At 51.9% G+C, this 25,393-nt stretch carries 27 protein-coding genes and 2 pseudogenes; 10 read left to right on the forward strand and 19 right to left on the reverse strand.

Translation table 11 applies throughout. The features are described from left to right. Positions 1 to 10: 10 nt before the first annotated feature. From OGV38_RS20265 to OGV38_RS20295, 7 genes and pseudogenes are all read right to left on the reverse strand, one after another. Positions 11 to 946 (reverse strand): ABC transporter ATP-binding protein, encoded by a 936-nt coding sequence (locus OGV38_RS20265; RefSeq protein ID WP_016156538.1) that lies wholly within the window; start codon positions 944 to 946, stop codon positions 11 to 13. Beyond that, positions 939 to 1,925, reverse strand: a complete 987-nt coding sequence (locus tag OGV38_RS20270) for an ABC transporter ATP-binding protein (protein WP_016156537.1) — start codon at positions 1,923 to 1,925, stop codon at positions 939 to 941. Before OGV38_RS20270 ends, OGV38_RS20265 begins: the two co-directional genes overlap by 8 nt. Further along, the gene (ddpC, locus tag OGV38_RS20275) at positions 1,922 to 2,818 is read right to left on the reverse strand and encodes a D,D-dipeptide ABC transporter permease (protein WP_286474676.1); all 897 of its coding nucleotides are present in this window, start codon (positions 2,816 to 2,818) and stop codon (positions 1,922 to 1,924) included. The genes OGV38_RS20270 and ddpC overlap by 4 nt, the downstream gene beginning before the upstream one ends. Next, the gene (locus OGV38_RS20280; RefSeq protein WP_286474679.1) at positions 2,815 to 3,837 is read right to left on the reverse strand and encodes an ABC transporter permease; all 1,023 of its coding nucleotides are present in this window, start codon (positions 3,835 to 3,837) and stop codon (positions 2,815 to 2,817) included. Before OGV38_RS20280 ends, ddpC begins: the two co-directional genes overlap by 4 nt. Positions 3,838 to 3,881: 44 nt before the next feature. Continuing rightward, the gene (locus tag OGV38_RS20285) at positions 3,882 to 5,444 is read right to left on the reverse strand and encodes an ABC transporter substrate-binding protein (protein WP_016153090.1); all 1,563 of its coding nucleotides are present in this window, start codon (positions 5,442 to 5,444) and stop codon (positions 3,882 to 3,884) included. 15 nt (positions 5,445 to 5,459) lie between these two features. Beyond that, positions 5,460 to 6,047 carry a D-alanyl-D-alanine dipeptidase gene (ddpX, locus tag OGV38_RS20290; protein WP_109017775.1) on the reverse strand — a complete coding sequence of 196 codons (588 nt, stop codon included), beginning with the start codon at positions 6,045 to 6,047 and terminating at the stop codon, positions 5,460 to 5,462. A 14-nt stretch (positions 6,048 to 6,061) separates the two neighbouring features. After that, positions 6,062 to 6,682, reverse strand: a pseudogene (locus OGV38_RS20295) (MurR/RpiR family transcriptional regulator); the annotation flags it as partial. Positions 6,683 to 6,702: 20 nt separating this feature from the next. Here OGV38_RS20295 and OGV38_RS20300 point away from each other — a divergent pair. Then, positions 6,703 to 6,837 carry a hypothetical protein gene (locus tag OGV38_RS20300; protein WP_286474682.1) on the forward strand — a complete coding sequence of 45 codons (135 nt, stop codon included), beginning with the start codon at positions 6,703 to 6,705 and terminating at the stop codon, positions 6,835 to 6,837. Positions 6,838 to 6,902: 65 nt separating this feature from the next. On the opposite strand, the gene OGV38_RS20305 is transcribed toward OGV38_RS20300, so the two are convergent. Together OGV38_RS20305 and OGV38_RS20310 are read right to left on the reverse strand one after the other, a co-directional pair. Further along, positions 6,903 to 8,270: a glycoside hydrolase family 10-like protein gene (locus OGV38_RS20305; RefSeq protein WP_269517276.1), complete on the reverse strand. Its 1,368-nt coding sequence runs from the start codon at positions 8,268 to 8,270 to the stop codon at positions 6,903 to 6,905. 12 nt (positions 8,271 to 8,282) lie between these two features. Further along, positions 8,283 to 8,570: a VF530 family protein gene (locus tag OGV38_RS20310; RefSeq protein WP_016153085.1), complete on the reverse strand. Its 288-nt coding sequence runs from the start codon at positions 8,568 to 8,570 to the stop codon at positions 8,283 to 8,285. Between the two features lie 454 nt (positions 8,571 to 9,024). Between OGV38_RS20310 and OGV38_RS20315 the strand changes: the two genes are divergently transcribed. Beyond that, positions 9,025 to 9,741, forward strand: coding sequence for a YebC/PmpR family DNA-binding transcriptional regulator (locus OGV38_RS20315; RefSeq protein WP_016153084.1), 717 nt, complete (start codon positions 9,025 to 9,027; stop codon positions 9,739 to 9,741). Between the two features lie 218 nt (positions 9,742 to 9,959). Here the strand turns inward: OGV38_RS20315 and OGV38_RS25180 are convergent. Further along, positions 9,960 to 10,052: pseudogene (locus OGV38_RS25180) on the reverse strand (alpha/beta hydrolase); the annotation flags it as partial. 457 nt (positions 10,053 to 10,509) lie between these two features. Here OGV38_RS25180 and tam point away from each other — a divergent pair. Together tam and OGV38_RS20325 are read left to right on the forward strand one after the other, a co-directional pair. After that, a complete protein-coding gene (gene tam / locus OGV38_RS20320) occupies positions 10,510 to 11,268 on the forward strand; it encodes a trans-aconitate 2-methyltransferase (protein ID WP_286474686.1) in 759 nt (252 codons plus the stop codon). 131 nt (positions 11,269 to 11,399) lie between these two features. Next, positions 11,400 to 11,777 (forward strand): GFA family protein, encoded by a 378-nt coding sequence (locus OGV38_RS20325; RefSeq protein ID WP_286474711.1) that lies wholly within the window; start codon positions 11,400 to 11,402, stop codon positions 11,775 to 11,777. Here the strand turns inward: OGV38_RS20325 and OGV38_RS20330 are convergent. The 6 genes from OGV38_RS20330 to sad form a co-directional block, all read right to left on the reverse strand. Beyond that, positions 11,774 to 12,688 (reverse strand): bestrophin family protein, encoded by a 915-nt coding sequence (locus OGV38_RS20330; protein WP_094761159.1) that lies wholly within the window; start codon positions 12,686 to 12,688, stop codon positions 11,774 to 11,776. The genes OGV38_RS20325 and OGV38_RS20330 overlap by 4 nt on opposite strands. Positions 12,689 to 12,896: 208 nt before the next feature. Continuing rightward, positions 12,897 to 14,348 carry a tagaturonate reductase gene (locus tag OGV38_RS20335; protein WP_269517277.1) on the reverse strand — a complete coding sequence of 484 codons (1,452 nt, stop codon included), beginning with the start codon at positions 14,346 to 14,348 and terminating at the stop codon, positions 12,897 to 12,899. A 106-nt stretch (positions 14,349 to 14,454) separates the two neighbouring features. Beyond that, the gene (locus OGV38_RS20340; protein WP_047359048.1) at positions 14,455 to 14,982 is read right to left on the reverse strand and encodes a GNAT family N-acetyltransferase; all 528 of its coding nucleotides are present in this window, start codon (positions 14,980 to 14,982) and stop codon (positions 14,455 to 14,457) included. Between the two features lie 81 nt (positions 14,983 to 15,063). After that, positions 15,064 to 15,423, reverse strand: coding sequence for a DUF4186 domain-containing protein (locus tag OGV38_RS20345; protein WP_016153078.1), 360 nt, complete (start codon positions 15,421 to 15,423; stop codon positions 15,064 to 15,066). Next, entirely contained in the window at positions 15,423 to 16,349 is a 927-nt protein-coding gene (glsB, locus tag OGV38_RS20350) for a glutaminase B (protein WP_286474716.1), read from the reverse strand. Before glsB ends, OGV38_RS20345 begins: the two co-directional genes overlap by 1 nt. A 157-nt stretch (positions 16,350 to 16,506) precedes the next feature. After that, positions 16,507 to 17,895 (reverse strand): succinate-semialdehyde dehydrogenase, encoded by a 1,389-nt coding sequence (sad, locus tag OGV38_RS20355; RefSeq protein ID WP_286474718.1) that lies wholly within the window; start codon positions 17,893 to 17,895, stop codon positions 16,507 to 16,509. 102 nt (positions 17,896 to 17,997) lie between these two features. Here sad and ptrR point away from each other — a divergent pair, with 102 nt between their 5' ends. Both ptrR and OGV38_RS20365 read left to right on the forward strand, forming a co-directional pair. Further along, a complete protein-coding gene (gene ptrR / locus OGV38_RS20360) occupies positions 17,998 to 18,873 on the forward strand; it encodes a putrescine utilization regulator PtrR (protein ID WP_016153075.1) in 876 nt (291 codons plus the stop codon). Positions 18,874 to 19,093: 220 nt separating this feature from the next. Continuing rightward, the gene (locus OGV38_RS20365; protein ID WP_210589993.1) at positions 19,094 to 20,290 is read left to right on the forward strand and encodes a sugar transporter; all 1,197 of its coding nucleotides are present in this window, start codon (positions 19,094 to 19,096) and stop codon (positions 20,288 to 20,290) included. A gap of 35 nt (positions 20,291 to 20,325) precedes the next feature. On the opposite strand, the gene OGV38_RS20370 is transcribed toward OGV38_RS20365, so the two are convergent. Continuing rightward, positions 20,326 to 20,991: a MarC family NAAT transporter gene (locus tag OGV38_RS20370; RefSeq protein ID WP_016153073.1), complete on the reverse strand. Its 666-nt coding sequence runs from the start codon at positions 20,989 to 20,991 to the stop codon at positions 20,326 to 20,328. Positions 20,992 to 21,248: 257 nt separating this feature from the next. On the opposite strand from OGV38_RS20370, the gene marR reads away from it, so the two are divergent. The 3 genes from marR to marB are packed head-to-tail and all read left to right on the forward strand — an operon-like array spanning position 21,249 to position 22,334. Next, positions 21,249 to 21,683 carry a multiple antibiotic resistance transcriptional regulator MarR gene (gene marR, locus OGV38_RS20375; protein ID WP_286474725.1) on the forward strand — a complete coding sequence of 145 codons (435 nt, stop codon included), beginning with the start codon at positions 21,249 to 21,251 and terminating at the stop codon, positions 21,681 to 21,683. Between the two features lie 18 nt (positions 21,684 to 21,701). After that, positions 21,702 to 22,085 (forward strand): MDR efflux pump AcrAB transcriptional activator MarA, encoded by a 384-nt coding sequence (marA, locus tag OGV38_RS20380; protein ID WP_003032424.1) that lies wholly within the window; start codon positions 21,702 to 21,704, stop codon positions 22,083 to 22,085. A 30-nt stretch (positions 22,086 to 22,115) separates the two neighbouring features. Further along, on the forward strand, positions 22,116 to 22,334 hold the full coding sequence (marB, locus tag OGV38_RS20385; RefSeq protein ID WP_016153071.1) for a multiple antibiotic resistance protein MarB: 219 nt from the start codon (positions 22,116 to 22,118) through the stop codon (positions 22,332 to 22,334). Between the two features lie 30 nt (positions 22,335 to 22,364). On the opposite strand, the gene eamA is transcribed toward marB, so the two are convergent. Further along, positions 22,365 to 23,264: an O-acetylserine/cysteine exporter gene (gene eamA / locus OGV38_RS20390; protein ID WP_286474728.1), complete on the reverse strand. Its 900-nt coding sequence runs from the start codon at positions 23,262 to 23,264 to the stop codon at positions 22,365 to 22,367. A 198-nt stretch (positions 23,265 to 23,462) separates the two neighbouring features. On the opposite strand from eamA, the gene ydeE reads away from it, so the two are divergent. Further along, positions 23,463 to 24,650: an efflux MFS transporter YdeE gene (gene ydeE / locus OGV38_RS20395; RefSeq protein ID WP_047359042.1), complete on the forward strand. Its 1,188-nt coding sequence runs from the start codon at positions 23,463 to 23,465 to the stop codon at positions 24,648 to 24,650. A 40-nt stretch (positions 24,651 to 24,690) separates the two neighbouring features. Here the strand turns inward: ydeE and urtE are convergent, their stop codons facing one another. Then, positions 24,691 to 25,389, reverse strand: coding sequence for an urea ABC transporter ATP-binding subunit UrtE (gene urtE / locus OGV38_RS20400; RefSeq protein ID WP_016153068.1), 699 nt, complete (start codon positions 25,387 to 25,389; stop codon positions 24,691 to 24,693). Positions 25,390 to 25,393 lie beyond the last annotated feature (4 nt).

The raw sequence follows: 25,393 nt of genomic DNA on the forward strand, positions 1-25,393 counted from the left end.
ACCGTTCAGCTCATGCAACCGCCCGCCAGCAGCGAACTTCACCACCACTATCACTTTTCAGCAATGCCTGTTTCTTCTCACAGCCGCTGGTTGCCAGTGGGCACCTGTCACGGAAAAAACAACCCTGGGGCAGCGTTCGGTTCCCCGGTAGTTCGGTTTTCCGTAACACCAAATCCTCCGCCAGCGGTGCTCCCGTTTTAGGGACCGAATCCAGCAATAATCGCGTGTAGGGATGGGCGGGCTGCGTGAGTACCTGCTGCGCATCGCCCAGCTCAACAATTTGCCCGAGGTACATCACCGCCACGCGGTCGCTCATATGGCGGACCACCGACACGTTGTGCGAGATCAGCACGTAGGTCAGGTTTCTGCGCGCCTGCAATGACACCAGCAGATTGAGAATTTGCGCCTGCACGGAGATATCCAGCGCCGAAGTAGGTTCATCGAGCACAATCACGTCCGGCTCTGATGACAACGCCCGGGCGATGGCAATACGCTGGCGCTGTCCACCGGAAAACGCATGCGGCAGGCGGTCGAGATATTCAGGACGAATTCCCACTTGTCGCGCCAAATCTTCAGCAAGCATACGGCGCTCACGTTCTGCAGGACGTTTTTGGATCCACACCGGTTCGGTGATAATCCGCCATACCGGTAAGCGCGGATCCAGCGATGAAAGGGGATCCTGAAAGACCATTTGCATACCGGTATGCTGCTTGTCACCACGGCGCGCATAGTTGCCCTGACTGGGTTTCAGCATCCCCATCAGCAGTTGCGCCAGCGTACTCTTTCCACAACCGGACTCGCCAACAATCCCCAGTGTTTCCCCCTGACGGATCTGTAAATCCAGACCATTGAGGGCATGCACCCGTTCCGTTACCTTGCCGAGCCAGTTTTTACGCGCAGGGAAGTTGACATGAACATTCTGCAGCGCCAGTAAAAAATCAGACATGTGTTGTCTCCAGTTGCGGATACCAGCAGGCAGATTGTTGATCCCCGCCTCCCTGACTGCGTAACGCAGGTGTTTCTTCACAACGGGGGCCAGCGGCAAAGCAGCGCTCGCGAAACGCGCATCCCGTCGGTAAGCAGGTTAAGTTCGGCACGGTGCCGGGAATGGCGGGCAGCAATGCGCGCGGCTCGCCGTGTTCCGGCGCGCATTTCAGCAGACCAATGGAATAGGGATGCGTCGGGCGTTGAATAACGGTTTGCGTTGGGCCACTCTCAATCACGCTTCCGGCATACATGACGTACAACCGGTCGCATAACTGTGAAACCACCGCCATATCATGGCTGATAAATAACACGGCTGTCCCGCTAGCTCGCGCTTTTAACTTCAGCAAACGCAGCACCTGCAGTTGCACCGTGACGTCCAGAGCGGTGGTCGGTTCATCGGCAATGATAAGCTCCGGTTCACACGAAAAGGCCAGCGCTATCATTACGCGCTGGCGCATCCCGCCGGAAAGCTCAAACGGGAAACGCTTCATGACTTCCGCCGCGTCCGGGATTTGCATCTCCTGGAGTAAAGCGATGGCTTTCTGACGGGCATCCGTGCGGCTTAACGCCTGATGATGGCGGATAACCTCCACCATTTGCTGACCGATGCGTCGGGTCGGATTCAGCGCCGTCATGGGTTCCTGAAAGATCATCGCTACGCGTGCGCCGCGCCATTGGCGCATTTGCTTCTCGCTGGCATTGAGCACATCTTCCCCCAGCAGCGAAACGCGTCCCTGGTGGATATGATAACTGCCTTCCGGCAGCAGACGCATGGTGAGCATGGCCGTCACGGACTTACCGGAACCGGACTCACCAACCACGCCAACGATTTCTCCGCGGTTGATATGCAGCGATACATGGTTAAGCGCATGCACGTCAGCTTTATAGCCGGGAAAACTCAAATGCAAATCTTCGATTTCCAGCACGGGTTGTGTCATGACTGTTTTCCTCCGGCTTTCGGGTCAAGCAGATCGCGAATACCATCGCCAAAGAGATTAAAGCCCAAGGCGGTAATCAGAATGGCGGCGCCGGGGAAAGCGCAATACCACCACTGATCAAGCACATAGTTACGGCCTATTGCGACCATCGCTCCCCATTCAGCGCTGGGTTGCTGTGCGCCCAGACCGATAAATCCGAGCGTAGCGGCCATCAGGATCGCACTGCCGATATCCAGCGACGCTTGCACAATTAGCGGGGGCAGAGAGTTACGTAAAATGTGCCAGCTAATCAGATGCCAGCGTGATGCGCCGTAGGTCCGCGCCGCCTGCACATAGGTAAACTGGCGCACTACTAACGTTTGACCGCGTGCGAGGCGCACATAAAACGGAATACGTACGATAGCAATCGCCAGCATGGCGTTAAACAGGCTTGGACCCAACGCGGCGGCCAGCGCCATCGTCAGCACCAGCGAGGGAATGGACAGCATAATGTCCATTATTCGCATAATAATTGCATCGGCGCGTCCGCCCATGACGCCAGACAAACAGCCCAGCAGCGAACCCAATCCCCCGGCGATACCCACCACGACCAGCCCCGCAACGACCGATTGTTGGCTACCCACCAGAACGCGGCTGAACAGATCGCGGCCGACTTCATCAGTACCAAACCAGTGAGCGGCTGACGGGGGCAGCAGGCGCGCACTCAAATTGATGGCATTAGGGTCGTGAGGGGTTATCCACGGCGACAGCACCATCAGCAGCAGTATCAACACAATGATGACCCCGCCAACCAGCGTCAGCGGGCTGCTTTTCATCATCCAGAACAGTTTAGCCCAGTCCGTGCGACGGCGTGTTGTCTGAGGCGCGGCTGGCGTTTCTTGTGTGAGCATCATTGTGCGTCTCCGCGTCCAATTCGTGGATCGATCCACAAGTAGAGTAAATCCACCACCAGGTTAACCAGCACATAGGCGAAAGAGACCACCACGGCAAATCCCATTACCGCCGGGAAGTCGAGCGCCTGAATCGACGTCACCACCCAGGCGCCCATTCCCGGCCAGGCGAAGACCGTTTCAGTCAGCACCGCACCGTAGAGCAGATCGCCCAATGCCAGGCCGAGAACGGTTATCGAGGGGATAAGCGCATTTGGCAACGCGTAACACAACACGATGTACCAGCCCGGCAACCCGCTGGCGCGAGCGGTGCGAATGTAATCTTCACTCAGTTGCTCCAGCATGGCGGAGCGAATCTGACGGGCAACGATCCCCAGGTACACAAAGGCCAGCGTCAGTGATGGCAGGATCAGGTGCTGAAGCGCATTGAAAAAGACTTCGCCATTGCCTTCCAGCAGTGCATCAATCAGATAGAACCCGGTGACGTGAGTTGGCGGATCCAGCCAGTCATCTAAACGTCCACCGCCGGGTAAAATTTGCAGATGACCATAAAACAGCACGATAACCCCCAGCCCCAGCCAGAATGCTGGTGTGGAGATACCGGTGATCGCCATCAGGCGAACGAGGTGATCTAGCCAGCGGTTGCGCCAGACCGCAGATAAAATGCCCAAAGGAATACCGATAACCAGCGCCAGCAACAAGGAGCAGAAAGCCAGCTCAAGGGTGGCGGGGAAGAAGATGCGCAGCTCATCCAGCACCGGACGTCCGGTGCGAATAGAGGTGCCTAAATCACCGTGAAAAATGTCGCTGACATAGCGAAAAAACTGGACATACAGCGGCTGGTTCAGCCCCAACTGTTGGCGAATATTTTCGACAATTTCATCGCTGGCGCGATCGCCCGCCAATAGCCGCGCGGGGTCGCCAGGTATCAGGTGCGAAATAATAAAAGTGATTACGCAAACACCGATAACCACCAGAATAAGTCCCCAGCATCGCTGGCGTAAAATGCTCCAGAACGTCATTAGCTTCCCCTTGCGGAGCCAGAGCGGCTCCGCATTAACGTGGCTTATTTACTCATGGTGGAGATATTGAAGACCTGTTCCAGCATGGGGTTGAATACAAATCCTTTGACGTCTTTGTTCATCGCCAACTGATAGTTTTTCTGGAATAAATAGACGTAGGCGGCTTCATCAATCACGATAGTTTGCGCCTGCTGGTAGTCATTGGTTCTGGCAACCTGATCGGTCGTGGCCAGCGCGCTACGCAGCAGCTTATCGACCTCACCGTTTTCATAGAACGAACGGTTACCCGGCAAGCCTTTCTTATCTGACTCAAACCAGTAGTTCATAAACATGTACGGATCGGCGAAATCAGGGCTCCAGTTGCCAATGGCAATGTCGTAATCTCCTTTGCCCACGCGGTCACGCATGGTGGCGTTCGCCAGTTTTTCCAGCTTCACCTTAATGCCCAGTTTGCCAAGGCTTGCCTGGGTCGCGAGCGCGATAGGTTCCCAGTTGGGGTCATTATCCGAGTACAGGAAGCTCAGACTGTCAGGTTTGGTGGCAACTTTCTCCCACGCCGCTTTCGCTTTGGCTTCATCGAAACTGTACTGCATGGCCTTGTCGTCAAAACCCCACATGCCTTCAGGGATCGGACCTCGCATTTGCTTACCGTTGCCGCTCAGGATCCCGTTTACCATGCCTTTATAATCGGTGGCCCACGAGATGGCGCGGCGTAAATCCACCTGATTGAGCGGCGCTTTACTGTTATTCAGATACAGATAGGTCACGCGCAACGAGGGATAATCCGCCACGTTAACTTTGCCTTCCTGTTTTAAGGCGGCAAGCTGGTCAACCGGAAGCGCATCGGCAATGTCGATATCACCCCGCGACAATTGCAGACGGCGAGAGGCGCTTTCACCGATGATTTTTACCGAAACCCGCTTAAACGCCGGTTTTGCACCGGCATAATATGGGTTAGGAACCAGTACCAACTGCTGTCCCTTTTGCCAGCTTTTGAGCATGAAGGGACCGGAGCCTGCCGTATTCTGCGCCAGGAATCCGCGGGCATCGTCTGCGGCATGCTCTTTTAAGACGGCCGGGTTAATAATTGAAGCCCCGTCATTGGCCAGCGTATACAGGAACGGCGCAAATGGCTGGCTGAGGGTAAACTTCACCGTATTGTTATCGATAGCCTCGACCTTCAGATCTTTCGGGAACGCTTCTGCAGGCCCCTGGCCGATTTTGAGCAGGCGTTCAAAAGATTGCTTTACCGCATCAGCCGTCACCGGCGTTCCGTCGGCGAATTTGGCATCGTTTTTCAGGATAAACGTCCACTCTTTCTGGTCGTCAGAGGCCTTCCAGCCGCTGGCCAAATCGCCTTCAACTTCCGTGGAACCTTTACCGCCATCCGTTTTGTACTGAACCAGCCGCTGATAAGAGGGATAGGTGACCGTCCAGTCGTTGTTATCGATGGTCACGGCGGGATCGAGCGTCTGCGGATCGGCAGCTTTGCCGATCACCAGCATATCTTTGGGAACGGCGGCCTGCGCAGCGGGCAGGGCAAACGCCAGCGCAACGGCTATCAGAGCGGGGCGAAAAAACGCGTTTAACGCAGGTGTAGTCTTCATAACCAGGCTCCAGAATTAAAGGGAATGTTGTGTTGTTATGGGTGTGACAGTGTAACAATCTATCTGATCGTCAAGCAGCGGATAGCGGGCGGCATCAGGTAATTCAAAATGCCACCACTCGCTGGTGATACCGACAAAACCGCCGCCAAACATAATGGCATTGAGCAGCAGGCGGTTGCGCTGCGCAGCCGGAGGAACAGAAGGGTGCCAGGCATGGGAACGGTCGTGCATCTCATCAAAGCCGGCGCCCATATCGAGAAGATTGCCACGATCGTCCATTAGCGTAACGTCAATGGCCGTCCCGCGGCTGTGATTGGATCCTATCGCCACATCAACAACATACTGAGGATCCGGACACGCATTCCACAGCACCGCCTGCGCCTGCTGCGGGCGATACGCGTCGTATACCACAAGTTTCAGGCCCGCCAGTTGCGCAATACTGATGCTTTTCGCCAGCGCAGTGACCGCGTCGGTGTGCAACAGGCAACGAGCTTCCCGGTAGATAGGGGCGCCGGTAATGTTGTCTGCCGTAGCGTATTTAAGATCGATATGCAGCGACGGGAATATCACCGACAGATCGACCAGTTCTGGGGTTTCTGACATAGCACGTTTCCTGTTTATTGTTCGAATTGACCAAATTGTTGTTGTAACTGGCGATTGGTTTGCAGGCGTTCTGCGAGGGAGTCACCCAGTTGTGCCACCACCGCAGAGAGTAATAAGTTGAACAGACAGCTCACCGGAGCCAGTGAGTCCCAGAAATGTCCGGTGTCAGTTTTCACCTGAAGTAAGTCAATGGAATAGTCTCTGGCCCACGGGCACCACACATCGGTGATTAACGCCAGCGGAATGCAGCGTTCTGTGGCAACGCGGCAATATTGTCGCGAGATAGCGGAATAGGCGCGCATATCGGTGATCACCACGTAAGGCTGGGTGAATCCTGAATTCAGCGACTCAACCCAACTGCCGGAAAGCCCTTCGGAGTAGCTGACTTTAGGCCGCAGGTATTCCAGGTGACTGAAAAAGGCGTTAGCGATCCCGCGGGTGGACTGGATCCCAAGGATATACACGGCTTCCGCATGCGCCAGCCGCTGCGCTATGCGTAAAAACGTTTCGCCTTGCGCGAGTTGATAGACATAGGTAATGGCGTCGATTTCCAGTAACAGCGACTGCTGCACGCGATCTGGCAGGCTTTGTTGTTGGTGCCAGGAGTCCAGCCGCTCGTTCATCCCCCAGGGTTGTTACGCTGGCTGTTACCGAAATGGACAGCACCGTTCAGCAAAACGCCTCGTTAATTGATGATGCCGCAGCGCGAACGCAGGCGCTGAAAGAGGAGGCGGAACAGCTGGCGATGCTGGTCTCATCATTCAGATTGCCTGAGCCTTCAGTTGCCTGATGGATCGGTTAAGAGCGTCCGTATAACCGGACGCTTTTGCGTTATAAATCCAATACGGACGACCATTAACGCCCCCAACGACTGCGAATATAGGTCACGGCTTCCTGCGTTTGCGGCTGATTAAGGTAATCTTCGCGAAACAAAATTGTGCCGTTAATGTGCGGTTCAGACTCGTTCAGATCGAGCTGTTTTTTTAGCTCCGGCACGCCGCCTTTAACCGTCCAGTCAGGTTCTTTTCGCGACGGCTCACCGACTTTGTACAACGCCACCCCAATATACAGGCGGGTGTTGGTTGATTTGACGACATCTGCCCACCATTTCGCCAACACATCGTAACGCGCCGCGTCGCGGGCAAAAGGCCAGTACAGCTGCGGGGCGATGTAGTCCAGCAAGCCTTGTTGCACCCAGCGGCGGGTGTCCGCATACGATTCATCATAGGCTGCCGCGCCGCGCGTGTCGGAGCCAGCCGGATCGTGCGAACGGTTGCGCCACACGCCCGCAGGGCTGACGCCAAATTCAACTTCAGGTTTGAGTTTCTTGATAGTTCGTGAAACCTGCGCGATCAGGCGTTGCGTGTTATCGCGCCGCCAGTCAGCTTTGGAGACAAATCCCTGGCCGTATCTTCTGAAGGTCTGGCTGTCGTTGAGCGCAGAGCCGGGAGACTCGGTATAGAAGTAATCATCGAATTGCGCGCCGTCAACCGGGTAATTCTCAACCACTTCAGCCACGATACTGGTTATCCAGTCACGCACTTCGGGAATACCGGGATCTAACACAAAACGCTCGCCCGAGGTACGGATCCAGTCCCGATGCAAGACATAAACGCTGGAAGGCGTCTGTGACAGCGTGTTGTTTAATTCGGTAACCGTTGCAGGTTTAGTGTTCACGGACACGCGGTAGGGGTTAAACCAGGCATGGACTTTCATTCCGCGTTTATGCGCTTCATCGAGCATAAACCGTAACGGATCGTAACCCGGATCCTGACCAATCTTACCGGTCAGGGTATCTGACCACGGCAAGATTGTAGAATGCCACAACGCAGTGGCATCGGGCTTCACCTGGAAAAAAACGGTGTTAATACCAAGACGTTTCAGGTTATCCAGCTTGTCCGTCAGCGCCTTTTGCTGCTGGCTGATACGAACGGCAGGCGAGCTGATGTTGACGGATGAAATCGGCGGCCAGTCAAGACGCGAAACCGTTGCCAGCCATATACCGCGTACCGGCTCCTTGCTCTGCTGTGGTTTGCCTACCGGGGGCAGTGGGGTGATTTTTGAACCTGGCGGCTGTGAAGAACAGCTGCCAAGTAGCAACATACTGCCTACGAGCAGCGCGAACCATTTCAGGTTGGTTCGCGGCAGCCTGGCTCGGGAACGGGCGAGAATATTCGCCAGTTTTTTTTGATAATTTGCTGAAATAAAACCGGATGCTGACATCAGATTTTGCTCTTAATTCTTCTTGTTGCGGCTGTTAGCCCAGGGATCGAACGCCGGTTCGGTGGTGTTATTTGAGGCAAGGTCATGCAGTGAATCCAGGTACAGCGCTTCAACTTCTGCCCGCGCCCAGGGCGTGCGGCGCAGAAACTTCAAACTGGATTTAACGCTCGGCTCATTTTTAAAGCAGTTGATATTAATGCGTTGCGCCAGCTCAGCCCAACCATAACGATCAACCAGTGCATTGACCTGCATTTCAAGCGTTACGCCATGTAAAGGGTCTTTAGAAATATGAGCATTCATATGAAGTCCAGTTCAGTGGTTCCAGATTTTGTCAGTAGTGCAACGGGAAGAAGGTTACAAGAAAGCGGGGCGACCAGCAATGGCATCTGTTCCTCAGGCTTTCATGATTAAGAAGTAAACATCAGCCAAACATTGCTGAAGAAAAGATCTGGATTAGATGCATTCATTAATCTTAAGTGGGTATTTATACCTGGATTGTTACTCCAGTTTCTCTTTATTTATGTATTATCGCTGTCATTCGACTATTAAAATAAAAAAACAAAAGATCTAAAAAAACCGAAAATAACATATCCATAATGTTAACTATTGATAAAATTAAAGTAACATTTAGTAAAACATGGATATTTTGTTTTTCATGGACGAGAGTTTACATATCATGATATAATATTGCGGAAAAATTTGCAGGCTATTAATCTGCATGTAATGTAAATGAATTTCTGAGGAGACTATTCCAGTGGGACGTAAATGGGCAAATATTGTTGCTAAAAAAACTGCTAAAGACGGTGCAACGTCTAATATATATGCAAAATTCGGTGTAGAAATCTATGCTGCTGCCAAACAAGGTGAACCAGACCCAGAATCAAACTCAGCTTTAAAATTCGTTATTGAACGTGCGAAACAAGCACAGGTTCCCAAACACGTTATTGATAAAGCAATTGATAAAGCCAAAGGCGGCAGCGATGAAACGTTCGTGCAAGGGCGCTATGAAGGCTTTGGTCCAAGTGGTTCACTGATTATCGCTGAAACGTTGACGTCAAATGTTAACCGTACGATTGCTAATGTCCGCTCAATTTTCAATAAAAAAGGCGGGAATATCGGAGCGGCAGGTGCTGTCAGCTATATGTTTGACAATACCGGGGTGATTGTATTTGCAGGAACAGATCCTGACCATATTTTTGAAATTTTGCTTAATGCTGATGTAGATGTTCGCGATGTAACCGAAGAAGAGGGAAACATCGTTATTTATACTGAATCTACAGACCTTCATAAAGGAATTGCAGCCCTGAAAGCCGCAGGGATTACTGAATTCTCAACGACAGAATTAGAAATGATTGCTCAATCAGAAGTTGAACTTTCGCCAGAAGATTTAGAAATCTTTGCAGGACTCGTTGATGCCCTTGAAGATGACGATGATGTTCAAAAAGTCTATCACAACGTTGCAAACCTCTAATTATAAATAAAGGAATCTGTTATTGCGGCAGATCTTTAACTTATAAAGTTGTTACAAAAATATCTAGCCCGATACATTGATTATAAAAAAAGAAAAAATTTACGGTAGAAAATCAAAGTGACTGTCTGCTTTTGCTCAAGGCAGACAGTCATGTCCAGCAGTTTTCAGTCAGGATTAGCAGTGGGAGCTTTTCCAGGAATGAAAAAAACTGCTTCCTGGCTTCCTGACTCGAAGGCGACAACAGCTCTGACCTTATCGTTTTTCATCACTGTGTACCAACCGGAACCGCCAAACTGAGAATGGCTAAAGAGGGATCTGCATTCGGGGTCATCTGACGAAAACTTGTTACCGTAGCAGATAAGGGAAGGGTAAGGATTTGATGGAACGGCGTCAGCTAAGGGGTATGAACTAAGCATCCATCAAATACCAAATTGCATTTAACATAATATACATTATACGCACTTGCGTTGAGTAAGGTAGAATCTGAAGCTTTATGGTAATCCTTGTGCTGCTCAATAATGATGGCCAAACATCTTTTCAAATGCCGTTACCAGCGCTAACCATTTTCGACCTGTGCCGCATCACTCACTGAACATCAAAACTGATAACTTTAGTTCACGCTGCCAAACCACAGACATGCCAATCTGTCTTCCTGGCATATTTCTGCCCTTATCCTTCATTATCATATAATCTTCTAAATGAAATGGCTCACCGGCAAGGACTTATGCGGTCCTTTCTGCCTTTTTCTCTCATACTGGAGATTCATTCATGGCTGACTGGAACCCTTCGCTTTATCTGCAATATGAAACTGAACGTTCAAGACCCGCAGCGGAATTACTCAACAGAGTGGCGTTAGAGAGTGTTCGTTCAGTTGTTGATCTTGGCTGTGGTCCGGGAAACAGCACGGCATTACTGCATCAGCGCTGGCCTTCGGCTGTAATAACCGGGGTTGATTCCTCACCCGCCATGCTGAATGAAGCGCGCAACGCATTACCGCAATGCCATTTTATTGAAGCGGATATCAGTCAGTTCCAGCCCGAGCATCCTGTGGATCTGCTTTACGCAAATGCGTCTTTACAATGGGTACCCGATCACTATGAGCTATTGCCGAACCTGGTATCGCTGCTGGGTCGCAACGGCGTTCTGGCCGTACAAATGCCGGATAACTGGCTGGAACCCACGCATGTTCTGATGCGCGAAGTCGTTTATGAACAGGGTTTCCCGGACCGGGGTCGTGCGCCACTACCTGGCGTACATGCCTACTATGATATTTTGACCGAAACTGGCTGTGAGGTGGATATCTGGCGCACCACGTATTATCACATTATGGATTCTCATCAAGCAATTATCGACTGGGTAAGTTCTACAGGCCTGCGCCCTTGGTTACAGGATTTGAGAGAAAGCGAGCAACGTCAGTATCTGGCGCGCTACCACGAACTACTTCAGGAGCAATATCCACTGCAGGAAAATGGCAAAATTTTACTGGCATTTCCCCGATTGTTTATTGTTGCGCGCCGCAATAATTAAGCATTTATCATCAGATAGATCACAGGAATAGAGGATCGCCTATGAGCGCCCTCGCCTTTTTAACATAAGGATCTAGTGACAATGCGAGGCATCTGCTAGTGTCTTGCCACGTGTTTCTGACGGGAGTTGTTATGTCTAAAGTCTACATTGGTGGGTGTCTTTGTGGTTCGATCCGCTTCACGGCCAGCAGTCCTAATAATTCCCATACCTGCTCCTGCGATATATGCCGGAAACATACGGGCGCACCGACCGTCGTCTGGATTGAGTTTGATGCAGAAAATGTAGAATGGACGGGAAAAGCCGGAAAACCGACAACCTGGCGCTCGTCAGAAACGAGTAGTCGAGCCTTTTGCCCTCATTGCGGCAGTTCCGTGGGCGCTATTGATGACGCCCCGGTAATTGCACTTTTAGTCGGGGCTTTTGATGATCCTAACGATGAAGACCTGGCACCAGAGTTTCATTCGTTTTCCGATATGCAGCCAGCCTGGTGGCAAAACGAACGTAACTAAGTTAGTTGGTAATGCTTATCAGGCATGTGTTTTGCTGGCACATTTGTTTCATCGTTCATCTGCAGCAAATCGATTTCGATCGCATTGCAAATCGCATCCAGCGGCAGGTCATTGTTCTCTGTGCCAAACGGATCTTCAAGCTCTTCTGCAAGCGTGTCGAGCGAGATAAACGTATAGGAAATAAGCACCGAGATAAACGGTGTCATGTAGTGCAGATCCACCACTAACGCGAATGGCAGCATGATACAAAACAGGTATACCGTGCGATGAAGGATCAAAGTATAAGCAAACGGGACCGGGGTATTCGCAATCCGCTCACAACCTGCCAGTACCGCAGACATATCGTTTAACCTATTGTTTAAACTATGAAATAATATGTCTGACAGTTGACCATTACGCCTGCGCACGGCCAACCACTCTCCCATCAACAACAAAATGCGGTTTGCTGGAGATTGTGAGGCAAATACCGTCTGCAGATCTTTCTCGCTGAGGTACTTCGCCAACGGCTCTGCCTGTGGCTTTCGACGTAAAGTCATGCGTAAACAGTGGGCAAACGCGATTTGCAGACGAACAAACTGCCCTAATTCGGCGTCGTCCGGTAAGGTGGTTATTACCTCACGCAGTAGCGATCGGGAAGCAATCATCAACTGCCCCCACAGGTGTCGGGCCTCAACGTAACGTGAGTAACAGGCGTTATTGCGAAAACCTAAAAAGATTGCAATCGCCACGCCGAGAATGCTGAATGGCGCCAGCGTGAATTTGATTCCCAGCATCGTATACCACGGAAGCATGATAATAACGGCGATGGAGAGCAGGAAGTTCAGCAGCAGTCGTGAAAAGATTTTGGATAATACCGACCCATGCCAGACGAATATCAGGCGTAGCCAGTGTTGTTGGGGGCGAACGATCATGGTTTTCTTCGGGAAAATGTGAAATCCATCACATTAGACGCGATCATGATCAATGTTGCAAGTTAATCGCAACATTAACTAAACAACGTTTGCGCTGCCAGAACCACCACGCACCGGAGTTACAGAACGGTGTAGTTATTAATAAACAATAGTATGTTGTAACTAAAGAATGTTCTATAAAAAACCCGGCCTGAGCCGGGTTGTCTTCTTAGCACAATGGCTTAACGGCTTCACGCATGCCTTTGGCCAGAATGGTATCCAGATCGGCTGAAACCTGCTCCACGAGTCCGGAAACCTGAGTCAGATCCTGTTCCCAGTGTTCTTTAACGCCCAGTACCGATTTGACTAACTCGTCGGTGCTTATCTGGCGGTCATGATGCTGGGACCACAGCTGTTGAAAACGTGCCACCCAGTGCGCATCATCCTGGACCGGATAAGCCTCACCGTTACGCTCTCCACGATAGAAAGCTATCAGCGCGGCAAGCGCAAACGTCAGGCGCGCCGGCAGTTTACCGCTGGCCTGTTGCCCTGCCAGCAGCTGCGGCAAAATACGGGTACGGAATTTAGTCATGCCGTTCAGGGCAATCGACAGCAACTGATGCTTGATGTACGGATTGCAGAATCGACCGGTCACCGCGCTGGCGAAAGACGCCAGCTCATCGCGGGGTAAATCCAGTACCGGAATGATCTCTTCATAAATCGCTTTTTCAACGAAGGCGCAAATCTCTGCGTCATTCATCGCCTCACCCACGGTGTCCAGCCCTGCCTGCCAGGCAACGGGAACCAGTGCGGTGTGTGCCCCGTTGAGAATCGCCACTTTCCGTTCTTTGTACGGTTTGATGTCATCAACAATCAGGACATTGAGCGGATACTTATCCAGACGCAGTTCTGCAGCTAATGACTTCGGTCCCTGAATAACGAACAGATAGAAGTGTTCTGCAGTGTCGAGGAAGGCATCGTGATAGCCCAACTCAGCTTCCAGTTTCTCCACTTCGTCACGCGGATAACCGGTAACAATGCGGTCCACCAGCGTGGAGTAAAATGCGTTGGCCTGATCCAGCCACTGAATAAATGCCTCCGGCAGCGCCCACTCCTGAGCATAGCGCAGGACCAGTTCACGCAGCGCATCACCATTGTAATCAATCAGTTCGCAAGGAATGATAATCCAGCCTTTATCCGACGCGCCGTTAAAATGGCTGAAGCGTTCGAACAACAGTCGGGTCAGTTTAGCCGGATAACTCACGGCCGGTGCATCCTCAAACTTATCGCCCGCGTGGTAGCTGATGCCCGCTTCAGTCGTGTTGGAGAACACAAAACGCATATCTGGATTATGCGCCAGCTTCAGGAACTCATCGTATTCGCTATAGACGCTGATTTCGCGGTTAACCGAACGGATCAAACGGGCATCGCTTACGGCCTCGCCCTTCTCATTCAAACCACGAATGATGGTGGTATAGAGACCATCCTGCGTACTCAGCGATGGCGGGAAGGTACTTTCGATGGGACGAACAATGACTACACCAGCGTTCAGATCGGTATGTTCGTTCAGCAAATCGACTTGCCAGTCAACAAAGGCGCGCAGGAAGTTTCCTTCACCAAACTGAATAATGCGTTCAGGATACTGAGCACCGGGGAAATCGCGACGATTTAGTGTTTGCACAATGGGTTCCCTTTTTAATTAGTCATACAACCTGATTGAATTGGTCCAATAGGTTAGCAAACTTTAATACATTGAAACCCTGTTTTGATCAATCCCCGGCGACAAATTAGAGAGTTTTGTAGAAAAGTGTGGTCCCGGTCAGCTTCCCGTCAGGCATTTTTGCATAGTCCGGTATCACCCCTACTTTTTGCCATCCACAATTGTGGTAGAACAACTCAGCGCTGCTGCCCGTCGCTGTATCAAGCACCAGCAGCGTTTTCCCTTGCTGACGCGCGCAGTTTTCGAGTTCGTTCATCAACGTCCGGGCAACACCACCGCGCCGCGCTGAGGGGTGAACCAGCAGCTTGGCGACATCAGCACGATGAGGTTGGTTTTCGGGTTGATCGATAATGAGCTGGACGGTACCGACAAGCACCCCCTGTGCGTTCTGCGTACCCAGAACAATCCTTTCTCCACGGTCAACGCTTTGCGCGACGCTCATCCAGAAAGGCCGTGATTTATCACCACTAAAAGGGAGCATAAAGCTGACAGAGGCGCCATCATTGACGCATGTTTCAAGGATGTCGCTGAATTCATCGATTCTCGACAGAATCTGGGCCGCGCTCAGCACAAAGCAGGGTTTACAGGAAGCCATTTTTTTCTCCTTAGAATGACCCCTTCATACTGCTTTTAACAATTGCACAACACAAGGAGTCATATCATAGGATTATGTTATCTATGGCTTGTTCATCTGGATCACTAGCCAGTGATAGATAACCGTGACAACGTAACGCTGCTGTTCATCGTTTAACGCCACACCCTGAGGGATATCATGCCATTTCGCCAGACATCCCCGACAACAGGTCGCCGTAGCATGTTGAGCGATAAATACCGGATGCCCGCGCATGGGTGTCTGCTTACCGTCATTGGCAGGAAACGCGGGCGCCAGCCGTTTGGCAATAAAATCCGTGGCGTGTTGTTCGATAACCGGCGCGCCTTTATCCAGACAATACTGCCTTTCTTTCTGGCCAAGGCGAAACCGCGAGCGAAACGTTGATTTCGCCAGCCGGGCAAAAAGAGGATCGAGCGTGTTCATCAGTAAACCGAGCGCCCCAGTTGTTGCGTTAATTGCTCCAGCACGGCGATACCCGCCAGCGAATTTCCCGCCGCATCCAGTTCCGGACTCCAGACGGCAATCGCCATCTCGTGAGGCACGATAGCCACGATACCGCCCCCCACACCAGATTTCGCCGGTAAGCCCACTCGCCAGGCAAATTCCCCTGCGTTCTGATACATGCCACTGGTCGCCATCAGCGCGTTGATCTGTCGGGCCTGCATGGGTGTCACCACCGGCTCAGCAAGATGAAAAGCATGTCCCTGATTCGCCAGAAAGACGAACGTGCGCGCCAGCTCCACACAGCTCATTTTCAGTGCGCAGTAGTGAAAGTAATTTTGCAAAACGGTGGTCACGTCATGGTGAAAATTGCCAAAGGACTTCATTAACCAGGCAATAGCCGCGTTACGCGCCGAGCGCTCAAACTCAGAACGCGCCACCGTCGCATCATAGGCGATATCCGAAACGCCGCTTAGCGCCCGTACCACTTCCAGCATCCGTTGACGCGGTGCGCTCAGACGTCCTTGCAGCATATCGCAAACCACCAGCGCCCCGGCGTTGATAAAGGGATTGCGTGGGATCCCTTGCTCCATTTCCAACTGCACCAGGGAGTTGAAAGGATGACCGGAAGGATCCTTGCCGACACGTTGCCAGATCTCATCTTCCTGATAGTGACGCATCGCCACGACCAGACTGAGCACCTTTGAAATTGACTGAATAGAAAAGCGCTCTTGCGCATCCCCCGCCTGATAGTGCTGTCCATCGACGGTGCAAATAGCAATACCCAGTTTTGAACCGTCGACAGAAGCTAAGGCAGGAATGTAATCAGCGACTTTACCCTGACCAATCAGCGGACGAACCTGCTGCACAATGGTCTCTAAAATTGAATTGTCCATGGCCCTGGCCACAACATGCTCCTTGCTCGCAGGTATGAAAGGCCTGCGAGTATAACAGAGCTGAATACGCAGCGTCAGGCCGGAAGGCGGAATCTGGCCACGGTCTGCATGAGCGGGTGAGATTCATGCCGTAGACAGAAACATTGCAGAATTAAGGCCGGTGCCCCCATCAGAGGCGGTTTTTCCAGACGGTCTGTACATTACAAAACTCATGCAGACCAAAGTGTGAAAGCTCGCGGCCAAAACCACTTTTCTTCACGCCGCCAAAAGCAACGCGGGCATCGCTGGCGCTGTAACCATTGATAAATACGCCCCCACACTCCAGGCGTGACGCCATCTTCTGCGCCAGAGCTTCATCCGCGGTGAACACCGTGGCTGATAAGCCGAAATCACTGTCATTAGCCAGCGCTAAGGCATGTTCCACATTCTTTGCAACGGTAATCGCTGCAACCGGGCCAAACAGCTCCTGACGAAAAGCCGTCATCTCCGGGGTGACATCACCCAGAACCGTCACGGCATAGTAATTGCCCTGACCCGCGATTTTTTCCCCGCCGAGAAGTAACCGCGCGCCTTCGGCAAGGGAGGCTTCGACCTGCTGATGCAGTTCATCGCGCAGCTCAAATCTTGCCATCGGACCCAGATCGTTTTCTTCGTTCAGCGGGTCGCCCATTTTGAGCGCGCTCGCGGCCGCCACAAAACGAGCCGTAAATTCTGCCGCAATTCCTTCTTCGATAATAAAGCGCTTTGCTGCCGCACAAACCTGTCCGGTGTTCTGATAACGACCGGCGACCGCCGCCTTAACGGCCAGATCGAGGTCAGCATCATTAAGGACAATAAACGGATCGGAACCCCCCAGTTCAAGCACGCATTTTTTCAGCGCCGCCCCCGCCTGAGCACCAATCGCCGCACCAGCTCGAACGCTGCCCGTCACCGTTACCGCCGCGATACGCGGGTCATTGATCATCTGACTTACCCCGGCGTTATCGGCATTCACCCAACCGTAAACACCCGCGGGAACGCCCGCATCAGCAAAAACCTGCGCGATAATCGCAGCACAGCCGGTTACGTTTGGCGCATGCTTTAACAGATAGCCATTTCCGGCCAGCAGAATTGGAATGGCGCCGCGAAGTACCTGCCAGAGCGGGAAGTTCCACGGCATGATCGCCAGAATAGTTCCAACGGGGCGATACTCAATCACCGCCTGGTTGTTCTCCACCAGCGTAGGTTCCGGGTTGAGCATCGCCGGTCCATGTTCGGCGTACCAGTCACACAATGCGGCTGATTTGGCAACTTCACCACGCGCCTGCTTGATGGGTTTCCCCATTTCACGTGAGATACACTGCGCCATCTCTTCCGCGCGATGACGCAGAGCCTGCCCGATATGACGCAGCGTTTGCGCACGCTGCTCAACGGCAGTGTGTTTCCATTCGCGGTAGCCATTCGCGGCAAGGCTCAGCGCATGTGCAATCTCCTCAGTACTGGCCCACGGCATTGCCGCCAACCTTTCACCGTTGGTAGGGTTAACGGAAATCGCATGTGTTGCTGCTGTGATAGTCATAAGTGCCTCTCTTTATCGCAGGGTATGGTCATATCATGCGCATATTTACTCTTTCTGAAAAATGAATAATATTAACCACACCATTCACGAACAGAGAATATTATGGATCTGACGCAACTAGAAATGTTCAACGCCGTCGCGGAGACAGGCAGTATTACGCAGGCCGCCGCGAAGGTGCATCGCGTGCCATCCAATCTCACCACTCGTATTCGCCAGCTTGAAGCCGACCTTGGCGTCGATCTGTTTATTCGTGAAAATCAGCGTTTGCGGCTTTCCCCATCCGGGCACAATTTTTTACGCTACAGCCAGCGGATCCTCGCCCTGGTTGACGAGGCGAGAATGGTCGTCGCCGGCGATGAACCGCAGGGGTTGTTCTCTCTTGGCTCACTCGAGAGTACTGCCGCTGTGCGGATCCCCGCCACGCTGGCTGAATATAATCAGCGTTACCCCAAAATTCAGTTTGCACTGGCGACAGGTCCTTCAGGCACGATGCTGGACGGCGTGCTCGACGGGACGCTGAACGCCGCCTTTGTCGACGGCCCAATTACTCATCCAGGTCTTGAAGGAATGCCGGTCTACCGTGAAGAGATGATGATAGTCACTCCGCACGGTCATCCCCCTATCCAGCGGGCCAGCGACGTTAACGGTTGCAGCATTTACGCCTTTCGCGCCAACTGTTCCTATCGTCGCCATTTTGAAAGCTGGTTTCATGCCGATCGCGCAATGCCCGGCACCATTCATGAAATGGAGTCGTATCACGGCATGCTGGCTTGCGTCATTGCCGGTGCGGGTATCGCGCTGATCCCGCGTTCGATGCTGGAGAGCATGCCAGGACACCATCAGGTCCACGCCTGGCCGCTAAGCGAAAACTGGCGCTGGCTGAATACGTGGCTGGTCTGGCGCAGAGGGGCAATGACGAGGCAACTGGAAGCGTTTATTGAGGTTTTGAACCCTCAGTTGTCGAAAAGCACGGAATAATTCGCGATTCTCAAACAACGCAATAAATAGCGTTCCGGGTGAATTCACACGCCGGAATTTCATTAATAATGAAACAGTTAAAATTACGCGAAATGTTCGGCAGTCAATTTTGCCACCCAGTCAATGAAATGAGATCTGCATCACGAAATGATTGTATTTTAGCCAGCAAAAGTTTTAAGATCGTGGCCTTACCTTTTCGCAGCTAATCCACCTAATTGATATGACAACAGACACTGTTTCCCGCAAGGTCGCGTGGCTTCGGGTAGTTACGCTTGCCATTGCCGGTTTTATTTTCAATACCACTGAGTTTGTCCCTGTCGGTTTGTTATCCGACATCGCACAAAGTTTTAATATGCAGACCGCTCAGGTCGGGATCATGCTGACGATCTACGCCTGGGTTGTCGCCCTGATGTCGCTGCCTTTCATGCTGCTTACCAGCCAGGTAGAACGCCGCAAACTTCTGATCTGCCTGTTTGTCGTTTTTATCGCCAGCCACGTTCTCTCTTTCCTGGCATGGAATTTTACCGTGCTGGTGATCAGTCGTATCGGTATTGCTTTTGCCCACGCTATTTTCTGGTCGATCACCGCATCGCTGGCGATTCGCCTGGCTCCTGCCGGGAAACGCGCGCAGGCTCTCAGCCTGATTGCGACCGGCACCGCGCTGGCGATGGTGCTGGGCCTGCCTATCGGGCGCATCGTTGGCCAGTATTTTGGCTGGCGTACCACGTTCTTCGCCATCGGTATGGGGGCGTTAGTCACCCTACTTTGCTTGATTAAGCTCCTGCCAAAATTACCCAGTGAGCATTCCGGTTCATTAAAAAGCCTGCCGGTTTTATTCCGCCGTCCAGCATTGATGAGCTTGTATCTGCTGACGGTGATTGTGGTCACCGCGCATTACACGGCCTACAGCTATATCGAACCGTTTGTACAGACCGTCGCCGGGCTGAGCGCAAACTTTGCCACCGTGCTGCTGCTGGTTCTGGGTGGCGCGGGTATTGTCGGTAGCGTCATTTTTGGCAAGCTGGGTAACCAACATGCTTCCGTATTGATTAGTAGCGCCATTGCCCTGCTGACGGCGTGTCTGGTGCTGTTACTGCCCGCAGCGGACAGCGAAATGCATCTGGCCGTCCTGAGTATATTCTGGGGCATCGCCATTATGTTGATAGGCCTGGGTATGCAGGTCAAAGTGCTGGCGCTGGCCCCGGATGCCACCGACGTCGCAATGGCCCTTTTCTCAGGTATCTTTAATATTGGGATAGGCGCTGGCGCGCTGGTAGGAAATCAGGTGAGTCTGCACTGGTCAATGTCTACGATTGGTTACGTAGGTGCAGTGCCTGCGGTTGTGGCGTTCATATGGTCGGTGATTATCTTCCGTAAATGGCCAGTATCACTGGAAGAGCAGCCTCAGCATTCATAAAAACGTGCCCGGTAGACAATACCGGGCACGTTGTTTTAAGCGTAAGTTTTAATGATTTCCAGCACGCCGTTAATAATAAACTGCACGCCCATACATACCAGCAGGAAGCCCATCAATCGGGAGATCGCCTCAATACCGCCTTTACCGACCAGGCGCATAATTCCGCCAGAACTGCGCAAACAGCCCCACAGGATAACCCCGACCACGGCAAAAATAATCGGCGGTGCGACCATTATCACCCAGTCCGGAAACTCAGCCCCATGACGCACGGTGGACGCCGAGCTGATGATCATTGCAATCGTACCCGGACCCGCGGTGCTTGGCATGGCCAGCGGAACAAATGCAATATTGGCAGTCGGTTCATCTTCCAGTTCTTCTGATTTGCTTCTCGCTTCCGGAGAGTCATGTGCCTTCTGCTGTGGAAACAACATTCGAAAGCCGATAAACGCAACGATTAACCCACCCGCGATACGTAACCCGGGAATCGAAATCCCGAAGGTATTCATCACCAGTTGTCCGGCATAATACGCCACCATCATGATGGCAAACACGTAAACGGACGCCATGAGTGACTGACGGTTACGCTCTGCGCTGTTCATGTTGCCGGCAAGGCCGAGGAACAACGCCACGGTGGTTAACGGGTTTGCCAACGGTAACAGGACTACCAGCCCCAGTCCTATTGCTTTAAACAAGTCCATCATAATGTCATCTTTCCTGTGCGTTAATCGTCAACGGCAAGTATACGGTGAAATCCGGGAGATAAGCCATTTTCGCGGTGTAAGTATTCATTTTTCATCCGCACGTATAAGCCATAATTTTCAAACCGTTAAAATTCCACTCGCCAGAAATTGAGTCTGATGATTTAGCAAAACGTGGCATTTGCTGACCCATTCATTTGACTTATATTTGCCTAAGCAATAATATCAGCCGTGACTAACTACTTGCCAGGGCAACCATTGTGAAAAGCACCAGTGATCTGTTTAACGAAATCATCCCACTGGGTCGTTTGATCTACATGGTTAATCAGAAAAAAGATCGTTTGCTAAACGACTATCTGTCACCGCTGGATATCACGGCATCGCAGTTCAAGGTGCTCTGCTCCATCCGTTGCGCGGTGTGTATTACCCCTGTCGAATTGAAAAAAGTGCTGTCTGTCGATCTCGGCGCCCTGACGCGGATGCTGGACAGGCTGGCCTGTAAAGGCTGGATAGAAAGGCTTCCGAATCCACATGACAAGCGAGGCGTGCTGGTGAAACTCACCGAACATGGCGCGGCAATTTGCGAGCAGTGTCATCAATTAGTAGGGCAAGACCTGCGCCAGGAACTAACAAAAAACTTAACGGCGGATGAAGTGACCACGCTTGAGCATTTGCTGAAGAAAATCCTGCCGTAAACAGAAAGAGGTATGACGATGTCCAGACGCAATACTGACACAATCACTATTCATAGCATTTTGGACTGGATCGAAAATAACCTTGAATCGCCGCTCTCGCTGGAAAAGGTGTCAGAGCGTTCAGGTTACTCCAAATGGCACCTGCAACGGATGTTTAAAAAAGAAACCGGCCATTCACTGGGTCAATACATCCGTAGCCGTAAAATGACTGAAATAGCGCAAAAATTAAAAGAGAGTAACGAGCCGATCCTTTATCTGGCGGAGCGTTACGGCTTTGAGTCCCAGCAAACGCTGACCCGGACATTCAAAAACTATTTTGATGTTCCACCGCATAAATACCGTATGACGAATATGCACGGCGAATCACGCTATTTGCTGCCACTCAATCAATGTAATTGCTAATCGCCAGTTAACGACGTAACCGAGGAAATCATGAAACTTCTGTCTTATGCGATGCTGGCCCTGCTGTATGTTGTTTCGGGCCAGAGCATGGCGGAACAGACCGCGCAACCTGCCACACAAAACAGTCGTGACGCGATGATTATGCCGCCTGCGCACGATCGGTCCCCGTTCGATTTTAATCATATGGGTGCAGGCAGCGACAAATCCGACGAATTAGGTGTGCCTTATTACAATATGCGCAACCTGTAATTTTTTTGCCCCGTCACTGCGGGGCTTTTTTTACCCTCTCGCCTGCGCAGTCTTACGCAACCGAAAGCCAAACACATTAATGTACAATCCTGCCATGATCAGCAGCGCACCGAGCAGTTGTAATCCGGTAAGCGTTTCATCCAGCAGCACGGCCGCGCTCGCCAGTCCAACAACCGGCACCAACAGCGACAACGGCGCGACACGCCAGGTTTCATAACGCCCGAGTAAAGATCCCCAGATGCCATAACCCACAATGGTTGCCACAAACGCCAGATAAGCCAGTGACAGAATGGTGGTCATATCTATCGTCAACAGACTTTGGATAATTTGCGTTGGGCCATCGAGAAGTATTGAGGCGAGGAAGAATGGGACAACAGGAATCAACGCACTCCATACCACCAACGACATCACCGCCGGGCGTGACGTATGCTGCATGATTTTTTTATTAAAGATATTACCGCTGGCCCAGCTTAGTGCCGCCGCCAGCGTCAACATAAAACCGAGCATGCCGACATGCTGTCCGTTCAGACTGGCCTCAATCAGCACCAGCACGCCAAATATGGCCAGCGCAATCCCTACCCGTTGTTTACCTTGCAGACGTTCACCAAAGGCGAATGCCCCCAGAATGATGGTGAAAAACGCCTGAGCCTGTAATACCAGAGAAGCTAACCCGGCAGGCATACCGAATTTGATGGCGCTAAAGAGAAACGCGAACTGTCCAAAACTGATGGTCAGCCCATAGCCGAGCAGCAGTGAAAGCGGAATTTTCGGCCGGGCAACGAAGAAAATCGCCGGAAATGCCACCAGTAAAAAACGCAACCCAGCCAGCATTAAGGGTGGCATATTGTGTAGCCCCACTTTGATGACGACAAAGTTCAGCCCCCAAACCACAACGACCAGTAACGCTAATAACCCGTCTTTACGCGACATACCACCGCCCCTGCGAATATTAAATTTTTGTAAACAAATTAAAGTAACGGAAATCGTTGTGCCGTAACAGATCATTAATTCAGGTAGGCCACACAGGGCATTTTCGGACAACTTATTGAGTGTACATCACACTTTTAGCATGCTATTTGTTTCTGATATCTAAAAAAAACATAACAACATGCATTGTCGGGCAGGAAAATGAATATCTCTCTGAGAAGGTCCACTCTCGCGTTACTCGCGTCATCATTGTTATTAACGATTGGGCGTGGCGCCACGCTGCCCTTTATGACGATCTACCTCAGCCGACAGTACAATCTGAGCGTCGACCTGATCGGTTATGCGATGACGGTCGCACTGACCATTGGCGTCGTGTTCAGCCTTGGCTTTGGTATTCTGGCCGACAAGTTTGATAAAAAACGCTATATGCTGCTGGCTATCTGCGGCTTTGCCTCTGGCTTTATTGCTATTCCACTGGTGCATAACGTAGTGGTAGTGGTTTTGCTCTTTGCCCTGATCAACTGCGCCTACTCCGTCTTCGCCACGGTGCTGAAAGCCTGGTTTGCCGATAATCTCTCGGCGACCAACAAAACAAAAATTTTCTCGCTTAACTATACCGTGCTGAACATCGGCTGGACTGTAGGCCCACCGCTGGGCACGCTACTGGTGATGCAAAGCATTAACCTGCCGTTCTGGCTCGCTGCTGCATGTTCAGCACTCCCTCTGGTGTTTATCCAGACCTGGGTAAAACGTTCACCAGCAGCATCAGAAGGTTTGAACGCCGCAGTTTGGTCCCCCTCGGTACTGCTACGCGACAGAGCATTATTCTGGTTTACGCTGTCAGCATTTTTGGCGTCATTCGTTGGTGGTGCCTTTGCGTCCTGTATTTCGCAATACGTTATGGTGGTTGCAGACGGCGATTTTGCCGAGAAAGTGGTGGCAGTCGTCCTGCCCGTTAATGCCGCCATTGTGGTATCACTGCAATATGCCCTCGGGCGCAGGCTCACCGCCACCAATATCCGCCCGCTAATGACTGTGGGCACGCTGTTCTTTGTGGTCGGTCTGGTTGGCTTCACCTTCTCCGGCAACAACCTGGTGTTATGGGGCATTTCTGCGGCCTTTTTCACTATCGGCGAAGTCATTTACGCGCCGGGTGAATACATGCTCATCGACAACATCGCGCCTGCAGGAATGAAAGCCAGCTATTTTTCCGCCCAGTCGTTAGGCTGGTTGGGCGCAGCGGTAAACCCATTAGTCAGCGGCGTCATTTTAACCACATTGCCGCCGTGGTCGCTGTTTGTGGCGCTGATGGTGGCGATCGTTCTTGCCTGGGCGCTAATGATAAAAGGTATGCGCGCCAAACCCTGGGGCCAGACGGCGGTCTGCTAATGATGATCGCGACAGAGCCAAAGCCGCTCTGTCGCGAATCTCAAATGGCGACCAGCCCTCGAACGCCTTCGGATTCCATATTTTTACCGTCACCGCTTTGAATAATGCTGCCTCGCGACATGAGTAAGTATTTGTCGGCCAGTTGCTGCGCAAAATCATAGAACTGCTCCACCAGCAAAATGGCCATGTCACCCCGGTGCGCCAGTTGAGAAATCACCTGCCCAATTTCTTTAATCACTGACGGCTGGATCCCCTCCGTGGGCTCATCGAGGATCAACAACTGCGGGCGACTGGCCAGCGCTCGTCCAATCGCCAGTTGCTGCTGTTGCCCGCCGGACAAATCTCCGCCCCGCCGATGTTTCATCTCCTGTAGCACCGGAAAAAGCGCATAGATATCATCCGGCACACGTCTGGCCTCCTGTGCTGAAAAACGGGAAAGGCCGAGCAGCAGGTTCTCTTCTACCGTCAGACGCGGGAAAATATCGCGACCCTGTGGTACATACGCCACCCCGGCCCTGACCCGCTGATGCGGCTTCCAGTGAGTGACATTTTTCTCCTGCCAGAACACACTCCCGCTGCGGGCAGGAATAAGCCCCATCAGGCACTTCAGAAGCGTCGTTTTCCCCACGCCGTTACGCCCCAGCAGACATGTCACCTCGCCGATACGCGCCTCAAAGTTCACACCTCGCAGAATATGGCTGCCACCATAATATTGATTCAGTTCTTTCACCTGCAGCATTTGT

The organism is Citrobacter sp. Cb080 (genome assembly GCF_030334745.1).
In the GTDB taxonomy this organism is placed as follows: Bacteria; Pseudomonadota; Gammaproteobacteria; order Enterobacterales; family Enterobacteriaceae; genus Citrobacter; species Citrobacter braakii.

Bases quoted from the DNA above. Each gene is read 5' to 3' on its own strand.
- OGV38_RS20265 (WP_016156538.1), bottom strand. From the start codon at position 946: ATGTCTGATTTTTTACTGGCGCTGCAGAATGTTCATGTCAACTTCCCT.
- OGV38_RS20300 (WP_286474682.1), top strand. From the start codon at position 6,703: ATGGACAGCACCGTTCAGCAAAACGCCTCGTTAATTGATGATGCCGCA.
- OGV38_RS20285 (WP_016153090.1), bottom strand. From the start codon at position 5,444: ATGAAGACTACACCTGCGTTAAACGCGTTTTTTCGCCCCGCTCTGATA.
- ptrR (WP_016153075.1), top strand. From the start codon at position 17,998: ATGGATCTGACGCAACTAGAAATGTTCAACGCCGTCGCGGAGACAGGC.
- OGV38_RS20330 (WP_094761159.1), bottom strand. From the start codon at position 12,688: ATGATCGTTCGCCCCCAACAACACTGGCTACGCCTGATATTCGTCTGG.
- ydeE (WP_047359042.1), top strand. From the start codon at position 23,463: ATGAATATCTCTCTGAGAAGGTCCACTCTCGCGTTACTCGCGTCATCA.
- OGV38_RS20270 (WP_016156537.1), bottom strand. From the start codon at position 1,925: ATGACACAACCCGTGCTGGAAATCGAAGATTTGCATTTGAGTTTTCCC.
- OGV38_RS20340 (WP_047359048.1), bottom strand. From the start codon at position 14,982: ATGGCTTCCTGTAAACCCTGCTTTGTGCTGAGCGCGGCCCAGATTCTG.
- OGV38_RS20325 (WP_286474711.1), top strand. From the start codon at position 11,400: ATGTCTAAAGTCTACATTGGTGGGTGTCTTTGTGGTTCGATCCGCTTC.
- eamA (WP_286474728.1), bottom strand. From the start codon at position 23,264: ATGTCGCGTAAAGACGGGTTATTAGCGTTACTGGTCGTTGTGGTTTGG.
- ddpC (WP_286474676.1), bottom strand. From the start codon at position 2,818: ATGATGCTCACACAAGAAACGCCAGCCGCGCCTCAGACAACACGCCGT.
- OGV38_RS20305 (WP_269517276.1), bottom strand. From the start codon at position 8,270: ATGTCAGCATCCGGTTTTATTTCAGCAAATTATCAAAAAAAACTGGCG.
- tam (WP_286474686.1), top strand. From the start codon at position 10,510: ATGGCTGACTGGAACCCTTCGCTTTATCTGCAATATGAAACTGAACGT.
- marA (WP_003032424.1), top strand. From the start codon at position 21,702: ATGTCCAGACGCAATACTGACACAATCACTATTCATAGCATTTTGGAC.
- OGV38_RS20310 (WP_016153085.1), bottom strand. From the start codon at position 8,570: ATGAATGCTCATATTTCTAAAGACCCTTTACATGGCGTAACGCTTGAA.
- OGV38_RS20370 (WP_016153073.1), bottom strand. From the start codon at position 20,991: ATGATGGACTTGTTTAAAGCAATAGGACTGGGGCTGGTAGTCCTGTTA.
- OGV38_RS20280 (WP_286474679.1), bottom strand. From the start codon at position 3,837: ATGACGTTCTGGAGCATTTTACGCCAGCGATGCTGGGGACTTATTCTG.
- urtE (WP_016153068.1), bottom strand. From the start codon at position 25,389: ATGCTGCAGGTGAAAGAACTGAATCAATATTATGGTGGCAGCCATATT.
- OGV38_RS20365 (WP_210589993.1), top strand. From the start codon at position 19,094: ATGACAACAGACACTGTTTCCCGCAAGGTCGCGTGGCTTCGGGTAGTT.
- ddpX (WP_109017775.1), bottom strand. From the start codon at position 6,047: ATGTCAGAAACCCCAGAACTGGTCGATCTGTCGGTGATATTCCCGTCG.
- OGV38_RS20345 (WP_016153078.1), bottom strand. From the start codon at position 15,423: ATGAACACGCTCGATCCTCTTTTTGCCCGGCTGGCGAAATCAACGTTT.
- marB (WP_016153071.1), top strand. From the start codon at position 22,116: ATGAAACTTCTGTCTTATGCGATGCTGGCCCTGCTGTATGTTGTTTCG.
- sad (WP_286474718.1), bottom strand. From the start codon at position 17,895: ATGACTATCACAGCAGCAACACATGCGATTTCCGTTAACCCTACCAAC.